A 17389-nucleotide genomic window follows, 5' to 3' on the forward strand; every position below is an offset into this window, starting at 1 on the left:
GATGAACATGGCCCGCCGACATCGCTCGCTGATCGCCTGGATGCTGTATTTCAGCGTCCTGTTCGGCACGCTCGCCTGCGCGGTGGGTCACGGGCAGATGGCCGGCCTCGCCCTGAGCGGCATCGATGGGCAGTTCTGCTCCCTGGACGATGCCAGCGGCAGCGGCAAGGGCCTTGGCGACTCGGGCGTGGCCAGCGGCAACCTGGCCTCCGACTCGGGTTGCGTGCTGAGCTCCAGCTTCGGCGCCCTCCTCCTCGCGGCCTTCTTCGGCCTGCTCGCCCTGTTGGCACCCAGCCGTCACTGGCCCGTGCCCGAATCGGCCCACCGTCATCCGCTCCGGCGAGCCTGGGTGCTCGCCAACCCTCGCGCCTCCCCGCTGTTCGCCTGACCCATCGGCCTCACTGGCCGTCGCTTGCCCCTGCGAACCGTTTGTGCCGGCCTGTCCGGCAAGTCGTGGCCTGGAGGCCCGAAGATGACCACCCGTACCCCTGCGCCGGCCCAGCCGGCGACCGCTGCCCGCCCGGCGTTCTACACCCTGGCCTGGCGCTGGCATTTCTATGCCGGCCTGTTCGTCATCCCGTTCATGATCCTGCTGTCCATCACCGGGCTGATCTACCTGTTCAAGCCGCAACTGGACCAGGCGATGTACGCCGACCTGCTGCGCGTGCCGACAGCCGGCCAGCCGCTCAGCGCCGATACCCTGCTGCAGCGGGCGCAGGCTGCCCATCCGCAGGGGGTGGTCAGCCAGTACCTGCCGCCGGTGGCAGAAGGCTGGAGCGGGCAGTTCGTGATCACCGAGCAGGGCCGCGAGCTGAACCTCTTCATCGACCCGTACAGCGGCCGGGTGCTGGGCACCCAGGATGCGCTGTGGAACCTCCAGGCCGCCGCACGCAAGCTGCACGGCGACCTGCTGATCGGCCCGCTGGGTGATCGCCTGATCGAACTGGCCGCTGGCTGGGGCATCGTGCTGGTGATCTCCGGGCTCTACCTCTGGTGGCCACGGGGCAGCGGCGGTGCCGGTGTGTTGTGGCCGCGCCTCTCGGCACGCGGGCGCCTGCTGTGGCGGGACCTGCACGGCGTGACCGGGTTCTGGGGCTCGCTGTTGCTGCTGTTCATGCTGATGACCGGGATGACCTGGACCGGCTTCTGGGGCGCCCAGTTCGCCGGCGCCTGGAACCACTTCCCGGCAGCCATGTGGGAGGACGTGCCGAAGTCTGGCCAGGCGGCGGCCAGCCTCAACGAGGCCCATCGCCAGACCGTGCCCTGGGCGGTGGAGACCACGCCCCTGCCCGCCTCCGACCCGCATGCCGCGCACCACGTCCACGGTGGCGAGCAGGCGCCGGCCAGTGGGTCGCGCATCCCCCTGCAGCAGGTGGTGGACACCGCCCGCGAACGCCAGGTGACGCCGGGCTACAGCATCAGCTTCCCCAAGGGCGCCGAGGGCGTGTTCAGCGTCTCGGTGTTCGCCGACGACCCGCGCAACGACGCCACCCTGCACCTGGACCAGTACAGCGGCGAGGTGCTGGCAGACGTGCGCTGGGCCGACTACGGCCCGGTGGCGCGCACCGTCGAGACCGGGGTGATGCTCCACGAAGGCAAGCTGTTCGGCCTGCCCAACCAACTGCTGATGGCGGCCGTGTGCCTGCTGATCCTGTTCAGCTCGGTCAGCGGCCTGGTGCTCTGGTGGAAGCGCCGCCCGGCCGGCCGCCTCGGTGTGCCGCCGCTGCGCCATGACCTGCCGCGCTGGAAGACGGCCATCGGCGTGATGCTGGTGCTGGCCGTGGCCTTCCCGCTGGTGGGGGCGTCGCTGGTGGTCGTGTGGCTGCTGGACCGGGTGGTCCGGCTGCTGCGCCCCCTGGCCCATGCCGACGCTGCGGCAGACTGAGGTCCGCACGTTGACGCGTGTACTCATGCAGACGGCCCGATACCCGTACGAAGGCGAACGTCGATGAACGCGCGCCTGCGCCGGCTGGGCGCGCACCTCGGGCTGCTGGCCCTGGCGCTCATCGTGCTGGGGCCGCTGGTGGCCCGCCTGCAGGCCCCTGCGCAGGACTGGAGCTGGCTGCAGGCGCTGGCCTGCCACGCCGGCGGCGTCCAGGCCAGCCCGGGCCCGGCGCCCCTTGCGCTGCAACCCAAGGCGCCCGAAGCCCCCGCGCTGACGGTGCTGGACGCCTGCGGCTACTGCTCGCTGCTGCTCAACTCCCCGGCGGCCACCGGCCCGCTCTGGCAGCCGCTGCCCTGCGCCCACCCCGGTACGCCGGTGTGCTCGGGCCAGCCCCTGGCGGCGCTTGCCGCCCTGCACTTCCCCTCCTCCCGCTCCCGGGCGCCGCCGGTCATTTCCTGATCGTCCGTCACCGGCCGGCCTGCAACACCGGCCGAACCCAGGGTTAGACGGGCCAAGAGGCCCGCGATGACAAGGAGCGTGAGCGATGCGTTCACCCAAACTCAGGTCCACCCTCTCCACCCGCCGCGCGGGTGGCGAGCAACCCTTTCCCGACTACCCCAGCAATGCGCGGTCGTTCATTGCGCTGGACACGCGGCTGCTGCCGTACTGGCACATGCTGTTCGACCTCTGCCCGGTGCTGCTCAAGCTCGATCCGCCGGAGGGCGTGGGGCTGTTCCGCGCCTTCATGGTCTGGGCCTACCGCCACCAGCCAGCGCAGGACTGGACCTTCCACATCAGCTTCTGCCGCTGGCTGCTGCAGTCCGGGTACGCCCCCCAGGTGAAGGCCGCCCATGTGGAGAGCCTGCTCTCCGCGGCAGCGGCACGCTGGATCAACAGCGACCCCAGCGAGGCCCAGGGCATCCTCCTGGCGTGCAGCGCCTTCCCCATGACCACCGTGGAATGGAAGGAAGGCAACGCCGTCGGCAGCGACGCCGATATCCAGGTGCTGCCGCCGGCACGCTTCGACTTCGCCTGGTCGCCCCTGGGGCGCGGCGGCATCGGCAGCTTCCGCCGCTGGCTGAGGATCCACGATTGAACCTGCGACAGCCTGCCGCAGGTACCTGTCCGGTGTGTAACGGCGCCTGCCAGGTACCCGGCTGCGGCAGGCCGTCGCAGTTGAGGGGGTTTTCACGCCCCCACTAGGATGGCGGGGCCCCGAACCTGGAGTTGTCCTTGGCAGGGCTTCCACGGTTGGGTTCGGGGCCCCCCTCGAATCGACACCGTCGATGACGACCCTCCCGCACGGGAGGGTCTTTTTTTCAGGCTGTCGGGCCCGGCAAGATAGCGCCCGGCAGACGCCACCGTGATCCGATAACAACACCCACGATGAGGAATCCCCGATGAAAGCCATCCTGCTCGCTTTCGGCCTGCTGTCCCTGGGCGCCATCCAGACCGCCCAAGCCGCCCAGGACCCGGAAGCCGTGTTTAACCGTGCCTGCGCCATGTGCCACAACGGCCAACTGCCCCAGGCGCCGAAGAAAGGCGACCACGCTGCCTGGGCCCCGCGCCTGGCCCAGGGCAACGACACCCTGGTCAAGCATGTCACCGAAGGCTTCAACGCCATGCCACCGCGCGGCCTGTGCATGGACTGCTCGGCCGAGGACTACAAGGCCGTCATCGAGTGGATGAGCAAGTAAGCCGGTAATGCCCTTCGCGGCGCCTTTTCCAGGGTGCCGCTTCCCTACCTCCGCCCCGTCAGTGTCCGCCAGCTCCCGAGCGCGGCTTGGAGGCTTTCTCGGTCAGCAGCGTTGACTCGCGAAACGATCCGAATCGTGGTGCCCTGCTCGGTGAGACTGTGCACGGCCTGCTTGGCCTGGCCGGTGACGTCCACCTGGCAGGCGATGTTCGGTGGCCCGCAGCGACACACAGCCAGTCAGCCCCTTCCTGCGCGCCTGTAGCTCTTTGGGAGGGCCCCGCTACAACGTTTCGCGGATGCCTGCAAGCGCATGACTGAACGCTGACTGAACGGATCGCCTGGCGCGTTTGACCTCATCCCGGGACGCGCGTAGATTCCGCCCGCCCCTTCCCCAGTAACAGGAGAACCCCTTGGACAGTTGCCCCGGTCGATTGCGACAGGGCTGAACAGCGAGCACGTCCAGCGGTTTCCCCTGCCGCCGTCTCGCTGCCTTCAGCGGACGGCGGCCCGACACGCCCCCTCCTCGACGTTCATCGACGCGCTGCCTGCGCGACGGTGATGCCTGCCTGTGCAATCCACGCCCCTTCAGCGCCGGTCATCCGGCACACACCCCGGCCCCACGGCCGGACATGAGGTGGAACATGGATTGGAAAGTCTTCCTGCTGCGGGTCGCCGCAGCACTCGCACTCGGCGCGCTGATCGGCGCCGAGCGTCAACTGCGCCAGCGCCTTACCGGCCTGCGCACCAATGCCCTGGTGAGCACCGGCGCCTGCCTGTTCGTGCTGATGAGCCAGGGCGTACCGGGCATGGCCGGCGATGCCTCGCGCATCGCCGCCTACGTGGTCTCCGGCATCGGCTTCCTCGGGGGCGGCGTGATCATGCGCGACGGCCTCAACGTGCGCGGCCTGAACACCGCCGCAACCCTCTGGTGCACCGCCGCCATTGGCGTGCTGTGCAGCATGGGCCTGCTGCTGGAAGCCGCTCTCGGCACCCTGGCAGTGCTCTGCGCCAACATCCTGCTGCGTGACATCGCCCAGCGCCTGAACCACCTGGACACCCTGCCCGGCAGCGAAGTTGAACAACGCTACAGCGTCGACATCGTCTGCCGCGCCGAAGACGAGATTCAGGTGCGCAGCCTGATGCTGCATGACCTGGAGGGCGGCAGCCTGCGCCTTCAATCGCTGCACAGCCAGGACCAGACCACACCCGGGCGCCTGGAAGTACGCGCCGAACTGCTCGGCAAACCCGGCACCACCACCCAACTGGAGCGCCTGGTCAGCCGGGTGAGCCTGGAGAAAGGCGTCAGCTCGGTGCGCTGGCGGCTTCACGACCTGGCAACGGAGGAATAGCCGCTCATGATCAGTACCCGTTTGCTCAGATTATTCGTTACGTAACGCTAAACACGCCAAACACCCTGAATGACGGGATCATCAAGGACTTGCAGGTTTTTGTTACGTAACGATAATCAGCCTCCGACGCCCCCCGGAACTTCCCCATGAGCACGACCGCCCCTCCGCCGCGCAAGCGCGGGCGCCCCTGCAACGGCCAGGCCCAGAGCAACGCCGAACGCCAGCGTGCCTGGCGCCAGCGCCAGGCTGAACAGCGCGAGCGCCAGGCACGGGACGACCACGCCAGCAGCCGGCTCACCGAGTTCCTCCGCCAGGAGCGCGACCAGGCCCAGACCGCCCTGGCCGAAGCGCAACGCCAGCTGGAAGCCCTCGAAGCCCAGGTCCAGCGACTGCAGCAACGGCCCGACGACCGCGAAGCGGCGCTGCCCTGGTACCAGGACCACGGCCTGGAGGCGGTCTTCGTCCTGGAGTCACGCCTGCGGGAGGAGCGCACCTGGAAGCGGGTCGCCTCCATGGGCGCCTTCACCCGCCGAGACGTGGCCGAACAGTGGCTGCAGACCATGCAGGCCCACAGCAGCATGATCGACTACCGCGTCACCCGGCTGCGCTTCTGCGGCGACTGAGCCCTCGCGGCGGAACAACGTCACCGAAGCCCGCAGCTTGTGGCGGCCGAAGGCGCTCATGCGGGCGAACGCCTCCCGGCTCACCGGCAGGTGCTGGCAATCCAGGGGCTGCCGGCTGTGGTCGACATCGGGGTCATGCAGGTAGACGAAATCCTCGTCGCACCCGGTGACTACCACCCAGTGCGGCGACTTGGAACGGGTCAGCCGGTAGCTGCTGATCAACACCAGCAGCACCCCGCCGGCCCGCAGACCGCCGTCCAGTTCCGCCCAGGGCGCCTCCACCTGCTCCACGTCGGTGCCGGCCAGGGCATCGAGAAACACCTCGTGCACCAAGCGCATCACCGCGCGCTTGTCCTCGCTGCGCACGCCTTCGAGAAACAGTGGCCCACGCCGGCTCACCTGCAAGCGCACCCGAAAGCCCCGTCGCCAGGCCGCCAGGGCCAGGCCCGTTACGACCTGGCCATCCTGCATGACCCGGGCGAAGCGCTGCCGCCGTCCAACCCACTGGCCCTGCAGCGCTTCGTCGAGGTGGGCGAGCGCCTGGGCATCGCCGTGGACCTGATCGGCCGCAAGGACTATGCACGGCTCGCCGAGTACGACGCCCTGCTGATCCGCGAGACCACCAGCGTCGACAGCCACACCTACCGCTTCGCCCGCAAGGCCGAGAGCGAAGGGCTGGTGGTGATGGACGACCCCAGCTCCATCCTGCGCTGCACCAACAAGGTCTACCTGGCCGACCTGCTGGCCAGCCACGGGCTGGGCATGCCCGCCACCGAGATTCTCTACCGCGAACGGCTCGGCGAGATCGAGCAGGTCGGCGAGCGCCTGGGCTTCCCCCTGGTGCTGAAGATTCCCGACGGCTGCTTCTCCCGCGGGGTGATCAAGGTGACCTCCGCCGCCGAGCTGCGCCGCGCGGCCGGCGAGCTGTTCGAGCACTCGGTGCTGCTGCTCGCCCAGGAGTACTGCTACACCGAGTACGACTGGCGCATCGGCGTCCTCAACCGCAAGCCGCTGTATGCCTGCCAGTACTTCATGTCCAAAGGCCACTGGCAGATCTACAACCACAAGGCCAAGGGCGCCGACATCAACGGCGAGTGCCGCACCCTGCCGGTGCACGAGGCGCCCCGTGCCGTGGTTGACCTGGCCCTGCAGGCCGCCGGGCTGATCGGCGATGGCCTCTACGGGGTGGACCTGAAGCAGGCCGGCGACCGCGTGGTGGTGATCGAGGTGAACGACAACCCCAACCTGGACGCCGGCATCGAGGACGCCTACCTGCAGGACGACCTCTACGCTCTGGTGCTGGAGGAGTTCATCCGCCGCCTCGACCTCCGCCGTCGCGGCCAGGCCTGGTGAGCCCATGCTCGATGCCTACCGCCTGGGCGACGGCCGCCTGCAGCGCACCACCGAAGCGGACGCCAGCGTGCTGCTGTGCGTCGACCCCGATGCCGGCGAACGCGAGCACCTGCGCAGCACCTGGCAACTGGACCAGCACGCGCTGGACTCGGCCCTGGACCCCGACGAGGTGTCGCGCATCGAATTCCACGGCGAGCGGCTGTTCCTGATCTGGAAGCGCCCGGAGCGCTGCACCGGGCAGGACGGCATGGTCTTCGAAGTGAGCGCCTTCGGCATGCTGCTGGAGCCGACGCGGCTGCTGGTGATCGCCGCCGGCGATTCGCTGCTGCAAGGGGTCGGCCAGCGTGGAGCCCTGAACTGCCCACGCGACGTGCTGCTGGACATGCTGTTCAGCAGCGTCCACCACTACCTCGGCCACCTGCGGGTCATCAAGCTGGTGGCCCGCGAGCTGCAGGCCCGCTTCAACCGCTCGCTGGACAACAGCCACCTGATGCAGATGGTCAACCTCAGCGAAAGCCTCATCCACTACCTCAACGCCATCCAGAGCAACGCCACCGTACTGGTACGCCTGCGCAACCACGCCACCGAGTACCAACTGGATGCGGCAGCCCTGGCGACCCTGGACGACCTGATCATCGAGAACGAGCAGTGCTACAAGCAGGCGCGGATCTACTCCACGGTGTTCGCCGCGCTGATGGACGCACGGGGCAGCCTGGCCAACCACGGCATCAACGACATGCTGCGCAAGCTGACGCTGATCAACGTGGTGTTCCTGCCGCTCAACCTGGTGGCCAGCATCGGCGGCATGTCGGAATTCAGCATGATGACCGCCGGCGCGCCCTGGTGGATCGCCTACCCCCTCCTGCTGTTCGGGATGCTCCTCCTGAGCGGCGTCATGCTGGCCTTTCTCAGGCGAATGGCGCACCCTCGCCACCAGCCCTGAGCCCACCGCACCCATTGGAAACGGAATCCATGATGCAGAACGCTCATCTCGGTCTGGCCGTCTCGGCGATCATCGTCGCCTTCGGCCTCGTACTCTTCTATTTCGACCACCTGCGCGGCCCGCGCGGGCAACGGGACGAGGAGGACCCGGGACACTGACCGGCGGGGGCCTCGGCCCCCGCTTCCCCTTCACGCACAGGCCTTCCCGAGGCTGTGCACGCTCCACTCCCCACCTTCAGCCGCGGCTGCGCTGCAGCCAGGCCGCCCCCAGTCCACTCAGGCAGACGATGCCGATGCCCACCAGAGTGGTCAGGTCCGGCGCGTGGGCATACAGCAGGTAGCCCAGCAGCCCGGCGAACACGATCTGGCAATAACCGAAGGGCGCCAGCAAGGCTGCCGGCGCATGGCGGAAGGCCTGGGTCAGGAACAGGTGCGCCGCCATGCCCAGCGTGCCCAGGGCCACCAGCAGCAAGCCGTCGAACAGGCTCGGCACCTGCCAGAAGAACGGCACCAGCAGGCTCATCACCAGGGTGTTGCACACCCCCGCGAGGAAGTTGCTGGTGGTGGGGCTGTCGTGGGCCGAGAGGATGCGCGTCAGCAACTGATAAGCGCAGAAGCCCAGGGCCGACCCCAGCGGGAAGAGGATCGCCGGGGTGAACAGCGCCCCGCCCGGGTGCACGATCACCACCACGCCGACGAAGCCCATCGCCACCGCCAGCCACTGACCGGCGCTGACCCGTTCCTTCAGCAGCGGTGCCGAAAGCGCCGTCACCAGGATCGGCGCCAGGAAGTTCACCGCGGTGGCCTCAGCCAGCGGCACGAACTGCAGGCCGGTGGTGAACAGCAGGCTGGTGCTCAGCAGGCTCAGCGCCCGCAGCACCTGCAGCACCGGTCGCTGGGTGCGCAGCCCGCGCAGGCCGGCGCGGGGCAGGAACAGCCCGGCCATCAGCAGGCTGTGCACCAGGTAGCGCGCCCACACCACCATCACCACCGGGTACAGACCCCCCAGGTGCTTGGACAGCGCGTCGTGCCCGGCGAACAGGAAGGTCGCCAGCAGGACCAGCGCCACACCGCGCAAGGGCTGGCTGACAGCGGTTGAAATCGGATCGCTCATGAAACCTCGAGAACCGGCGCAAAGGCCGATGGATCAGAGACCGGCCAGCAGCGCCAGGGTTCGCGCCGATGCCTGGTTCGCCAGGACGCGCGGCGCAACAGCCGAAATGGAGAACGCCCAGCAACCTCAAGTCGGCCAGGGAGCAAGCCCGCTCGGGCATGGGCAGCTTCCGGCCGGAAAGGTGTCAGCTGGCACGCATGAACAACCGGCTGTGCAACCCGTCGCCAGGGAAATGAGTGAGCACGCACGCCTCGCTGAAAGGTGTTCCAAAAATGAATTCGCGATATTTAGAACGTAATTCCATTTTCACGCAATAGCCCCACAGCCATCTACGGAAGCGGGCAGCACACGCAGGAGACCTCACATGAACAGCTCGGAAGCCTGGCTCGCGTCCGCCAACTCACCGGCAGCGGCCAGCAGGTACGGCGCCAATTCGTGCATGCGTACTTCCGGCAGGCGGGCGCTCGGGCCGGCCACGCTGAGCACGCCGATGACGTGGCCATTGACCGGGTGGCGCACCACGGCGGCCATCGCCGACATGCCCACGGCGGAGCTTTCCACCACCCAGGCATAACCGCGCTCACGGGCGCAGCGCAGGCGCTCCAGCAGCTCGATGTTCGAGCGCGGCGCGTTGGGGCCGAAGCCGGCCGGGTCGACGATGCCCTGGCGCTCCACCAGGGCCAGCGCCTCGGCGTCGCTCAGGGCCGCCAGCCAGGCGTGCCCCGAGGCGGTGCAGTACAGCGGCGCGTCCCGCCCCATGTCCGGGTCGTAGCGCAGGCCGGAGCGAGCCCCCTGGGACTTGGCGATCCAGGTCAGCCGGCCGCCCTCGGTCACGCCCAGGCGCACCAGTTCGGCGCTCTCCCGGGCCAGGCGGTCGAGGATCGGCTGGACAATGTCCGCCCCGCTGCTGGCCAGGTGGCGGAAGGCCATGGCCACCAGCCGCGTGGACAGTTGGTAACGGCTGTTGTCGGGGTTCTGCCGCACGTAGCCGAGGCGGATCAGCTCGGCCAGCATGCGGTGGGTTGCGCTCTTGGGGATCTGCAGCTCATCGGAGAGGGCCTGCAGCGCCAACCCCTGGGGATCGGAGGTGAGACGTTCAAGGAGACTGAAGGCGCGTTCGATCTGGCTACCGGCCATGGCGTGGGTCCTGGATGCGGGTACGGCGATTCTAGAAGACACGGCCCCCATGCTGAAACCTGGAACACACCTGCAGCGTTACGTAGAAATGTACGAAGCAGTTACTTTGCGTTCGCTGACCGAACACAAGCGCCTTCGACGAATTGAACGGCGCCCAGCCTGCAACCACTATCGGCCCAGGCCCGGCCCTGACGCCGGCGACCCCAATAACGACAAGAAAGGTCCTCCCGATGCACCCCACCTGCTTCCTCCCACGCCTTCGCGCCCCTGATCGCCAGCCCGCTGCCGCCTGCCCGGCACTGCACTGCCCGCGCCCGGCCTGATCACCCGCTCCACGCCCATCGCCCATTCGCCAACGCCGCGAAGGGCGTTCTGCGCCCCGACAACAACAAGACAGAGGCCACCATGCCCCTCACTCATCGCCACGCCCTGCATACCACCCTCCTGGCCAGCGCCCTCGCCAGCCAGGCCGCCCAGTCTGCCGAGAACCCGGGATTCATCGACGGCAGCACCGCCACGCTCAACCTGCGCAACTTCTATATGAACCGCAATTTCGTCGGCACCAGCACCCAGGACCAGGCCGAGGAATGGACCCAGGGCTTCATCCTCGACGCCAAGTCCGGCTTCACCCAGGGCACCGTCGGCTTCGGGGTCGACGTGCTCGGGCTGTACGCCCTCAAGCTCGATGGCGGCAAGGGCACCCGTGGCACCCAACTGCTGCCGGTGCACGACGACGGCCGCCCGGCCGACGACTTCGGCCGCCTGGCGGTGGCCGGCAAGCTAAAGGCCGCCAACACCGAGCTGAAGGTGGGCGAGTGGATGCCGGTGCTGCCGATCCTGCGCGCCGACGATGGCCGCTCGCTGCCGCAGACCTTCCAGGGCGCCCAGGTGACCTCCCGGGAGATCACCGGGCTGACCCTCTACGGCGGCCAGTTCCGCGGCAACAGCCCGCGCAACGACGCCAGCATGGAAGACCTGTCCCTGATGGGTAAGGCGGCCTTCACCTCCGACCGCTTCAGCTTCGCCGGCGGCGAATACAGCTTCAACGAGCACCGCACCCTGGTCGGGCTCTGGTACGCCGAGCTGCAGGACATCTACCGCCAGAACTACCTGCAGGTGGCGCACAACCAGCCTCTGGGCGACTGGACCCTGGGCGCCAACCTCAGCTACTTCACCGGCCGGGAAGACGGCTCCGCCCGGGCCGGCGACCTCGACAACCGCACCTGGTCCGCCCTGCTCTCCGCCAAGTACGGCAGCAGCACCTTCTACCTGGGCCTGCAGAAGCTCAGCGGCGACAACGCCTGGATGCGCGTCAACGGCACCAGCGGCGGCACCCTGGCCAACGACAGCTACAACTCCAGCTACGACAACGCCAGGGAGCGTTCCTGGCAGCTGCGCCACGACTTCAATTTCGCCACCCTCGGCGCGCCCGGCCTGACCCTGATGAACCGCTACATCCACGGCAGCAACGTCCATGTCGGCAGCGTGACCGATGGCAAGGAATGGGGTCGCGAGAGCGAGCTGGCGTACATCATCCAGTCCGGCACCTTGAAGAACCTGTCCGTCAAATGGCGCAACTCCAGCCAGCGCCGCGACTGGGGCAACACCAACCGCTTCGACGAGAACCGTGTGATCGTGAGCTACCCGCTCTCGCTGCTCTGACACACCATCCCTCGCTGGACCTCGGGCCCGCCTTGGCGGGCCTTGTTCTTGTTGTGCACCCCTCCCTCACCCACCTGGCACCGGCACCCCGGAACGCCGTGCTCCCCTTGTCCATCCACGACACAGGCTGCCGTTTCGCTTGCCGTCGGGTTGCAAACGGCCAAACCTCCTCAAGAATGAATACCGACCCTCCAGGTATTCAGCCGCCGATGCCCGCGTCCCAGCCTTTTTTCAAACGCCTGAAGCAGCTGTGGCTTGCCCACGACCTGGCCTTGATCGGCCAACGCCGCGAGCGGCGCATGCGGATGCTGGCCAGCCTGGTGATGCTAGTGATCGGTGGGCTCTGGGGCGTCGTGTTCGCGGTGCGTGGCGCCTGGCTGATCGTGGCGATGGACCTGCTGCTGGTGCTCTGCGGGCTCGGCGTGCTGGCCCTGACCCTGCGCAACCGTGCGCGCAGCGCCAACCTCCTGCTGTTCGCCGTGCTGGTGGTGGTCATCAGCATTTCCACCCTGGTGCTGGACGAGCCCAGCCCGGCTGCCCCACGGGCGTCCCATCTCTACCTGCTGCCGGTGTCGGTGGCCGCGCTGATGGCCTTCCGCGACGAGCCGATGTGGCTGCGCTATGGCGTCTCGCTGTTCTGCCTGGCGCTGTTCACCTTCATGGCCTCCACCACCTGGAGCCCGGGCCTGGGCTACGGCCTGCCGGACGAACTGCGCGTGGTCGGTTCCTGGGTGCAGAGCATCGCCGCCGCGGTGATGCTGTTTCTGCTGCTGCACATCCTGCAGACCGATGCGGCCGAGCGCTCCGAGCTGGACCGCGACCTGCGCACGGCCCTGCGGGAGCAGCAGTTCGTGCTGCACTACCAGCCGCAACTGGACATCCAGGGGCGCGTGCTCGGCGCCGAGGTGCTGATCCGCTGGCTGCACCCGCAACGCGGCCTGCTGGCGCCCGGCGAGTTCATCGACCACGCCGAGAAGACCGGGCTGATCATCCCCATCGGCCAGTGGGTGTTGCACGAAACCTGTGCCCAACTGGCCACCTGGAAGGCCAACCCGCTGTTCCGCGAGCTGCGCCTGGCGGTGAACATCAGCCAGAACCAGTTCCGCCAGGCCACCTTCGTCAACGACGTGCTGGGGCTGATCCAGCAGTCGGGAATCGAGGCGCGCAACCTGGAACTGGAGCTGACCGAGACCCTGATCGTGCAGGACATGGAGGACCTGTCGCGGAAGATGGCCGCCCTGGTGGAACACGGCGTGCGCTTCACCCTCGACGATTTCGGCACCGGCTTCTCGTCCCTCAGCCACCTCAAGCGCCTGCCCCTGGACAAGCTGAAGATCGACCGCTCCTTCGTCTGCGACGTGCTCACCGACAGCAGCAGCGAAACCATCGTGCGCACCGTCATCGCCCTGGGCCAGAGCATGGGCATGAGCGTGATCGCCGAGGGCGTGGAGACCCAGGCGCAGCAGCGCTTTCTCGCCGACAACGGCTGCCTGCAGTTCCAGGGCTACCTGTTCAGCCGCCCGCTGCCGCTGCAGGCGTTCCAGGCCTTCGTCAGCGAACGCGCTGCGCGGCAGGCCGACGCCGCCGGCTGACCCTCAGCGCTCCACCTGCATCAGCGCGTCATGCTGGTCCCGGGGCAGTTCGAGGCGTATCGGCAGTTCAGCCGCACCGGGTAATTGGCTGATCCGTTCCAGGTCCTGGAGCACCAGGTGCAGCGGGCGGAAGGTGTTGATCATCACGTGGGGGCGCTCCCCTTCCTGATGGGTGCGGATGCGGTACTGGCGCCACTGGTGGATGCGGCTGCCCTCGCGGTTGACCTTGGACTCCATCACCAGGTCCTGCAGGGTCGCGAAAGGGATACGCACCTCCCGCCCCGGCTCCGACTCGCGTGCCGGCACAAGCTTCAGCAACAGGCCCTCGGCGTCAAAGTAGGCCTCTTCGCGCGCCGGCGGGTGCAGCCAACTGCTCACCCCCAGCATGACGAGCGGCACCACCACGGCACCCAGCAGCCCCAGGGCCACCAGCCACTCCTGATCACTCCATAAGCCCAGCACGAACAGCCCGAGCATGCCCAGGATCACGGCGAGGATGAGCTTGCCCAGCGTGCTGTTGACGGGGCCCAGGGGTTGCGGGCGTCGGAAATCGGTGTCGACGAAATGGACGTTGTCCGCGAAGAGGCGAATGCGTGGCGTGCTCATGGACCTTCCGTGGTGATGTCGAGGGACGGCCACTCTACCCACAAGTGGCCCGGCAGGGCCGTGCACAGGCCCCATTCCCGAACACGCCTCAGCAGGACGGCCCCACTTCCCGAGCCAAGGCGTTGCGCAGCGCCTCCAGGGGGAAGCCCGCCTCGGCGATCCGCTTGGGCAGCACGTAGAAGACCCGGGGCGCGATGAACAGCACCAGGAACGCCTCGTTCTCCCGCCAGCCATGGAAGTTGGCCCAATGGACCACCGCCTCGCCCACGGCGGACTGGAAGTGCAGCCCTTCGGGTGCGAAGCCAACCCGCTGCTCCTGCTTCATCAGCGCGTAGCGGCGGTACTGCCGGCGCATCAGCATGGGTTGCACCAGCAGGCGCAAGGCCAGCGCGACCAGCCCCCCGCCACCGATGCCGGCCACCAGGGGATAGGCCGTCGCCCGATCACCGACCTTCAGCGAATACAACGCCATGGCGACCAGCACGAAAACACCTGCCAGCAGCAGGTTGCGGTGGCGCGTGCGCAAGCGTCCGCCAAGGCGGCTGCTGCGCAGGTAGTCCTGCTCGCTGATGCGATAAGGGGTGAGGGTCGGCTCGCTCATCCGGGGTGCCCTGCGGTGATCGGTCGCGCAGCATAACGGAGCGGCGACCATCCAGTGATGACGACCCGCACAGAACACCTGCAGGCCCCGAATGGTCGCAGCCTCGCTTTCACCCCATGAAGCAAAGGGCCAAGCCTTTCATTTGGCAGGGAAATTTCGGACACGTCCGTATCGCGCCAGCACCGCCGACTGATAAAGTCGCCGCCCATGAAACCCGCCCCCTCGACCCGGACACTGACCGCCTGGCTGCTCTACGCGAGCGTCCTGTTCAGCCTGTTCGCCTGCGGGTTGCACCATGGCCAGATGAGCGGCCTGGAGCTCAGCGGTCTCGACGGCGGCTACTGCAGCCTCGGTCACGATGCCTCCGACGGCCTCGACGACAACGGCAGCGACCACGCGCCGATGCAGTTCACCTGCCCGCTGTGCTCGTCCTACGCCGCCGCCGTCGCACTGAACAGCGACGCCTGGCAGCTCGACCTGGGCATTGCCCCGCGCGGCGTCACCCTCGACGCCAACCAGCACCCCCAGCCACCGCCCCGCGAGCGCTGGCCCTCGCTCAATCCCCGCGCCTCCCCTGCCCTTTTCCTGCCCGCCTGAACCGCCCCGGCGCCTGACGCGCCGGCTCGCTGCTGCACGCTTGCAAGGAAAGAGTCTCCATGACCCCGAAGTACACCTGCCTGGCGCTGGCGATCTGCGCCTGCAACCTCGCCTACGCCGCTGAAAAGAAGCACGACGCCCTCGAACTGCCCACCAGCACCGTCAACGCCGACGCCGAGAAGCAACCCGGCCTGGACCTGGACAGCCAATCCCCCGGCACCTCGCGCCTGGGCCTGAGCCTGCGGGAGAACCCCGCCTCGGTGGCGGTGGCCGACCGCGAGAAGATCGACCGCATCGGCGCGCGCAACTTCCTCGACGTGGCCAACGCCCTGCCCGGCGTCAACGCCTCCGCCCCGCCCGGCTGGGGTGGCTACGTCGCCTACCGCGGCTTCAACGGCGCCCAGGTCAACCAGCTGTTCAACGGCATCAGCCTGCAGTACAGCGCCGCCAACCGCCCGGTGGACGCCTGGATCTACGACCGCGTCGAGCTGGTCGGCGGCCCCTCCTCCTTCCTCCACGGCAGCGGCTCGGTGGGCGGCAGCCTCAACTACATCACCCGCCTGGCCAGCCGCGAGGACAGCGGCGAAGCGCGCATCCGCTACGCCCGCTTCGATGACCGGGAAACCTCCATCGGCATCAACCGCGCCCTCAACGATGGCCCCGGCCCGCGTCATTACGCGCGCCTGGACTTCAGCCGCAACGACAGCAACGGCTACATCGACCGCCAGGAGCGCGGCGCCAGCAACGTCGCCTTCTCCCTGCTCAGCGACCTCACCGACCGCCTCTCCCACACCCTGGCGGTGGAGTACCTGGAAGAGAAGGAAGACAGCCCCTACTGGGGCGCACCGACGCTCAACGCCAACCGCACCGGCGAGCTGAAGATCGACCGCCACGACCGCTTCAGCAACTACAACGTCGACGACGGCCGCTACGAGCAGCGCACCCGCTGGCTGCGCTCCATCACCGACTACCAGGTGGATGACGCCACCAGCCTGCGCAACACCTTCTACCACTACGAAGGCCAGCGCGATTACCGCAACCTCGAGGTCTACAAGTACAACGCCGCCGGCAACATCGTCCGCAGCGGCGCCTACCTGCAGCGCCACGACCAGGAGCTCAACGGCAACCGCCTGGAGCTGCTGCACAAGGGCGAGCTGTTCGGCCGCGTCAGCGACTGGGCCTTCGGCCTCGACTACAGCGTCAACCAGCAGAGCGTCTACCCGCGCTCCAGCAGCGGCACCGTCGACATCGTCACCCCCGGCAACCCAAACCCCGGCAGCTTCGACGAGATCCCCGGCATGGCCAGCGGGCTGGTCAAGGCCCGCAGCAACGAGGTGCGCACCACCTCCGGCTTCGCCGAAAACCGCCAGCAGTTGACCGACAGCTTCTCGCTGATCACCGCCCTGCGCTACGACCACATCGAGCTGGACGCCACCAACCACGGCACCGTCAGCGCCAACGCGCCGTCCTCCTTCGAGCGCCGCTGGGACGCCATCACCGGGCGTGCCGGGCTGGTCTGGCAGTTCACCTCCGACGCCAACCTCTACGTGCAATACAGCACCTCGGCCGAGCCGCCGGGCGGCACCCTCACCGGCGCCTCCTTCACCCAGGTGCGCGACTACGACCTGAGCACCGGCAAGCAACTGGAAGTGGGCAGCAAGCTGGACTTCGACGAAGGCCGTGGCAGCGCCACCGTCGCCGCCTACCGGATCGTCCGCAAGGACTTCCCCATCAGCGACGTCAACAACCCCAACGGCACCGTCCAGGCCGGCCAGCAGACCTCCGACGGCGTGGAACTGGCGGCCTCCTACCGCTTCACCCCGCAGTGGACCCTGGAAGGCAACGTCGCCTGGGTGGACGCCCGCTTCGACGACTTCAACGAGACCGTCGGCGGCGTCAACGTCTCGCGCAAGGGCAAGACCCCGGTGAACATCCCCGACCGCCTGGCCAACCTCTGGCTCACCTGGGAGCCGGTACAAGGCTGGCGCACCGGCGTGGACGCGCGCTACGTCTCGGCGGTGTACGCCAACAACGCCAACACCCAGTGGGTGCCCTCCTACACCCTCTACGGCGCCTTCGTGGAGCATCAACTGGACGCCAACACCAAGGTCAGCGCGCGGCTGCGCAACCTGACCGACGAGGTCTACGCGCGCTTCATCCACCAGAGCAACGCGCAGTACTACCTGGGTGAACCGCGCAGCCTCGAAGTAGCGCTGGACCTGCGTTTCTGAG

Annotated in this window: 17 protein-coding genes and 2 pseudogenes; 14 read left to right on the forward strand and 5 right to left on the reverse strand. The window is 68.1% G+C overall.

Annotated features, from left to right (window positions below; translation table 11 throughout):
- The first annotated feature begins 7 nt into the window (after nt 1-7).
- The 7 genes from A7D27_RS04900 to A7D27_RS28620 all read left to right on the forward strand — a co-directional run bounded on the left by A7D27_RS04900 (nt 8) and on the right by A7D27_RS28620 (nt 5553).
- Nucleotides 8-388 carry a DUF2946 family protein gene (locus tag A7D27_RS04900; RefSeq protein ID WP_256557145.1) on the forward strand — a complete coding sequence of 127 codons (381 nt, stop codon included), beginning with the start codon at nt 8-10 and terminating at the stop codon, nt 386-388.
- 84 nt (nt 389-472) lie between these two features.
- Nucleotides 473-1885: a PepSY domain-containing protein gene (locus A7D27_RS04905; RefSeq protein ID WP_069564240.1), complete on the forward strand. Its 1413-nt coding sequence runs from the start codon at nt 473-475 to the stop codon at nt 1883-1885.
- A gap of 63 nt (nt 1886-1948) precedes the next feature.
- A complete protein-coding gene (locus A7D27_RS04910; protein ID WP_069564241.1) occupies nt 1949-2344 on the forward strand; it encodes a DUF2946 family protein in 396 nt (131 codons plus the stop codon).
- An 85-nt stretch (nt 2345-2429) separates the two neighbouring features.
- Complete coding sequence (locus A7D27_RS04915) at nt 2430-2981, forward strand: putative natural product biosynthesis protein (protein WP_069564242.1); 552 nt, start codon at nt 2430-2432, stop codon at nt 2979-2981.
- A 304-nt stretch (nt 2982-3285) separates the two neighbouring features.
- A complete protein-coding gene (locus tag A7D27_RS04920) occupies nt 3286-3582 on the forward strand; it encodes a cytochrome c5 family protein (RefSeq protein WP_069560682.1) in 297 nt (98 codons plus the stop codon).
- A 640-nt stretch (nt 3583-4222) separates the two neighbouring features.
- Nucleotides 4223-4930 (forward strand): MgtC/SapB family protein, encoded by a 708-nt coding sequence (locus A7D27_RS04925; RefSeq protein WP_069560700.1) that lies wholly within the window; start codon nt 4223-4225, stop codon nt 4928-4930.
- Between the two features lie 146 nt (nt 4931-5076).
- Nucleotides 5077-5553, forward strand: a complete 477-nt coding sequence (locus A7D27_RS28620) for a hypothetical protein (RefSeq protein ID WP_069564243.1) — start codon at nt 5077-5079, stop codon at nt 5551-5553.
- Between the two features lie 3 nt (nt 5554-5556).
- Here the strand turns inward: A7D27_RS28620 and A7D27_RS26990 are convergent.
- Nucleotides 5557-6000 (reverse strand): annotated as a pseudogene (locus tag A7D27_RS26990) (peptidase C39 family protein); the annotation flags it as partial.
- Between A7D27_RS26990 and A7D27_RS04935 the strand changes: the two are divergent.
- The 3 genes and pseudogenes from A7D27_RS04935 to A7D27_RS28625 form a co-directional block, all read left to right on the forward strand.
- Nucleotides 5998-6906 (forward strand): annotated as a pseudogene (locus tag A7D27_RS04935) (RimK family alpha-L-glutamate ligase); the annotation flags it as partial. The pseudogenes A7D27_RS26990 and A7D27_RS04935 overlap by 3 nt on opposite strands.
- A 4-nt stretch (nt 6907-6910) precedes the next feature.
- Nucleotides 6911-7849: a magnesium transporter CorA family protein gene (locus A7D27_RS04940; protein WP_069564244.1), complete on the forward strand. Its 939-nt coding sequence runs from the start codon at nt 6911-6913 to the stop codon at nt 7847-7849.
- A 32-nt stretch (nt 7850-7881) separates the two neighbouring features.
- Complete coding sequence (locus tag A7D27_RS28625; RefSeq protein WP_256548326.1) at nt 7882-8007, forward strand: hypothetical protein; 126 nt, start codon at nt 7882-7884, stop codon at nt 8005-8007.
- Between the two features lie 76 nt (nt 8008-8083).
- Here the strand turns inward: A7D27_RS28625 and A7D27_RS04945 are convergent, their stop codons facing one another.
- Nucleotides 8084-8962, reverse strand: coding sequence for a DMT family transporter (locus A7D27_RS04945; protein ID WP_069564245.1), 879 nt, complete (start codon nt 8960-8962; stop codon nt 8084-8086).
- Between the two features lie 360 nt (nt 8963-9322).
- Nucleotides 9323-10099 (reverse strand): IclR family transcriptional regulator, encoded by a 777-nt coding sequence (locus tag A7D27_RS04950; RefSeq protein ID WP_069564246.1) that lies wholly within the window; start codon nt 10097-10099, stop codon nt 9323-9325.
- A gap of 405 nt (nt 10100-10504) precedes the next feature.
- On the opposite strand from A7D27_RS04950, the gene A7D27_RS04955 reads away from it, so the two are divergent.
- Together A7D27_RS04955 and A7D27_RS04960 are read left to right on the forward strand one after the other, a co-directional pair.
- Nucleotides 10505-11761, forward strand: coding sequence for an OprD family porin (locus A7D27_RS04955; protein ID WP_083265528.1), 1257 nt, complete (start codon nt 10505-10507; stop codon nt 11759-11761).
- A gap of 209 nt (nt 11762-11970) precedes the next feature.
- Complete coding sequence (locus tag A7D27_RS04960; RefSeq protein ID WP_069560706.1) at nt 11971-13353, forward strand: bifunctional diguanylate cyclase/phosphodiesterase; 1383 nt, start codon at nt 11971-11973, stop codon at nt 13351-13353.
- A 3-nt stretch (nt 13354-13356) separates the two neighbouring features.
- Here A7D27_RS04960 and A7D27_RS04965 read toward each other — a convergent pair whose 3' ends face one another.
- Both A7D27_RS04965 and A7D27_RS04970 read right to left on the reverse strand, forming a co-directional pair.
- Nucleotides 13357-13959, reverse strand: coding sequence for a hypothetical protein (locus A7D27_RS04965; RefSeq protein ID WP_069560707.1), 603 nt, complete (start codon nt 13957-13959; stop codon nt 13357-13359).
- A gap of 88 nt (nt 13960-14047) precedes the next feature.
- Nucleotides 14048-14560 (reverse strand): YcxB family protein, encoded by a 513-nt coding sequence (locus A7D27_RS04970; protein ID WP_069560708.1) that lies wholly within the window; start codon nt 14558-14560, stop codon nt 14048-14050.
- A gap of 207 nt (nt 14561-14767) precedes the next feature.
- Between A7D27_RS04970 and A7D27_RS04975 the strand changes: the two genes are divergently transcribed.
- Together A7D27_RS04975 and A7D27_RS04980 are read left to right on the forward strand one after the other, a co-directional pair.
- Nucleotides 14768-15157, forward strand: a complete 390-nt coding sequence (locus A7D27_RS04975) for a DUF2946 domain-containing protein (protein ID WP_069560709.1) — start codon at nt 14768-14770, stop codon at nt 15155-15157.
- A gap of 59 nt (nt 15158-15216) precedes the next feature.
- Nucleotides 15217-17388 carry a TonB-dependent siderophore receptor gene (locus tag A7D27_RS04980; RefSeq protein WP_069560710.1) on the forward strand — a complete coding sequence of 724 codons (2172 nt, stop codon included), beginning with the start codon at nt 15217-15219 and terminating at the stop codon, nt 17386-17388.
- Nucleotide 17389 lies beyond the last annotated feature (1 nt).

Origin of the sequence: Pseudomonas sp. 1D4 (assembly GCF_001728925.1) — a bacterium.
GTDB classification, from domain to species: Bacteria; Pseudomonadota; Gammaproteobacteria; order Pseudomonadales; family Pseudomonadaceae; genus Metapseudomonas; species Metapseudomonas otitidis.

Coding starts and splice junctions, on each gene's coding strand:
- A7D27_RS04900 (WP_256557145.1), top strand. CDS start 8: ATGGCCCGCCGACATCGCTCGCTGATCGCCTGGATGCTGTATTTCAGC.
- A7D27_RS04905 (WP_069564240.1), top strand. CDS start 473: ATGACCACCCGTACCCCTGCGCCGGCCCAGCCGGCGACCGCTGCCCGC.
- A7D27_RS04910 (WP_069564241.1), top strand. CDS start 1,949: ATGAACGCGCGCCTGCGCCGGCTGGGCGCGCACCTCGGGCTGCTGGCC.
- A7D27_RS04915 (WP_069564242.1), top strand. CDS start 2,430: ATGCGTTCACCCAAACTCAGGTCCACCCTCTCCACCCGCCGCGCGGGT.
- A7D27_RS04920 (WP_069560682.1), top strand. CDS start 3,286: ATGAAAGCCATCCTGCTCGCTTTCGGCCTGCTGTCCCTGGGCGCCATC.
- A7D27_RS04925 (WP_069560700.1), top strand. CDS start 4,223: ATGGATTGGAAAGTCTTCCTGCTGCGGGTCGCCGCAGCACTCGCACTC.
- A7D27_RS28620 (WP_069564243.1), top strand. CDS start 5,077: ATGAGCACGACCGCCCCTCCGCCGCGCAAGCGCGGGCGCCCCTGCAAC.
- A7D27_RS04940 (WP_069564244.1), top strand. CDS start 6,911: ATGCTCGATGCCTACCGCCTGGGCGACGGCCGCCTGCAGCGCACCACC.
- A7D27_RS28625 (WP_256548326.1), top strand. CDS start 7,882: ATGCAGAACGCTCATCTCGGTCTGGCCGTCTCGGCGATCATCGTCGCC.
- A7D27_RS04945 (WP_069564245.1), bottom strand. CDS start 8,962: ATGAGCGATCCGATTTCAACCGCTGTCAGCCAGCCCTTGCGCGGTGTG.
- A7D27_RS04950 (WP_069564246.1), bottom strand. CDS start 10,099: ATGGCCGGTAGCCAGATCGAACGCGCCTTCAGTCTCCTTGAACGTCTC.
- A7D27_RS04955 (WP_083265528.1), top strand. CDS start 10,505: ATGCCCCTCACTCATCGCCACGCCCTGCATACCACCCTCCTGGCCAGC.
- A7D27_RS04960 (WP_069560706.1), top strand. CDS start 11,971: ATGCCCGCGTCCCAGCCTTTTTTCAAACGCCTGAAGCAGCTGTGGCTT.
- A7D27_RS04965 (WP_069560707.1), bottom strand. CDS start 13,959: ATGAGCACGCCACGCATTCGCCTCTTCGCGGACAACGTCCATTTCGTC.
- A7D27_RS04970 (WP_069560708.1), bottom strand. CDS start 14,560: ATGAGCGAGCCGACCCTCACCCCTTATCGCATCAGCGAGCAGGACTAC.
- A7D27_RS04975 (WP_069560709.1), top strand. CDS start 14,768: ATGAAACCCGCCCCCTCGACCCGGACACTGACCGCCTGGCTGCTCTAC.
- A7D27_RS04980 (WP_069560710.1), top strand. CDS start 15,217: ATGACCCCGAAGTACACCTGCCTGGCGCTGGCGATCTGCGCCTGCAAC.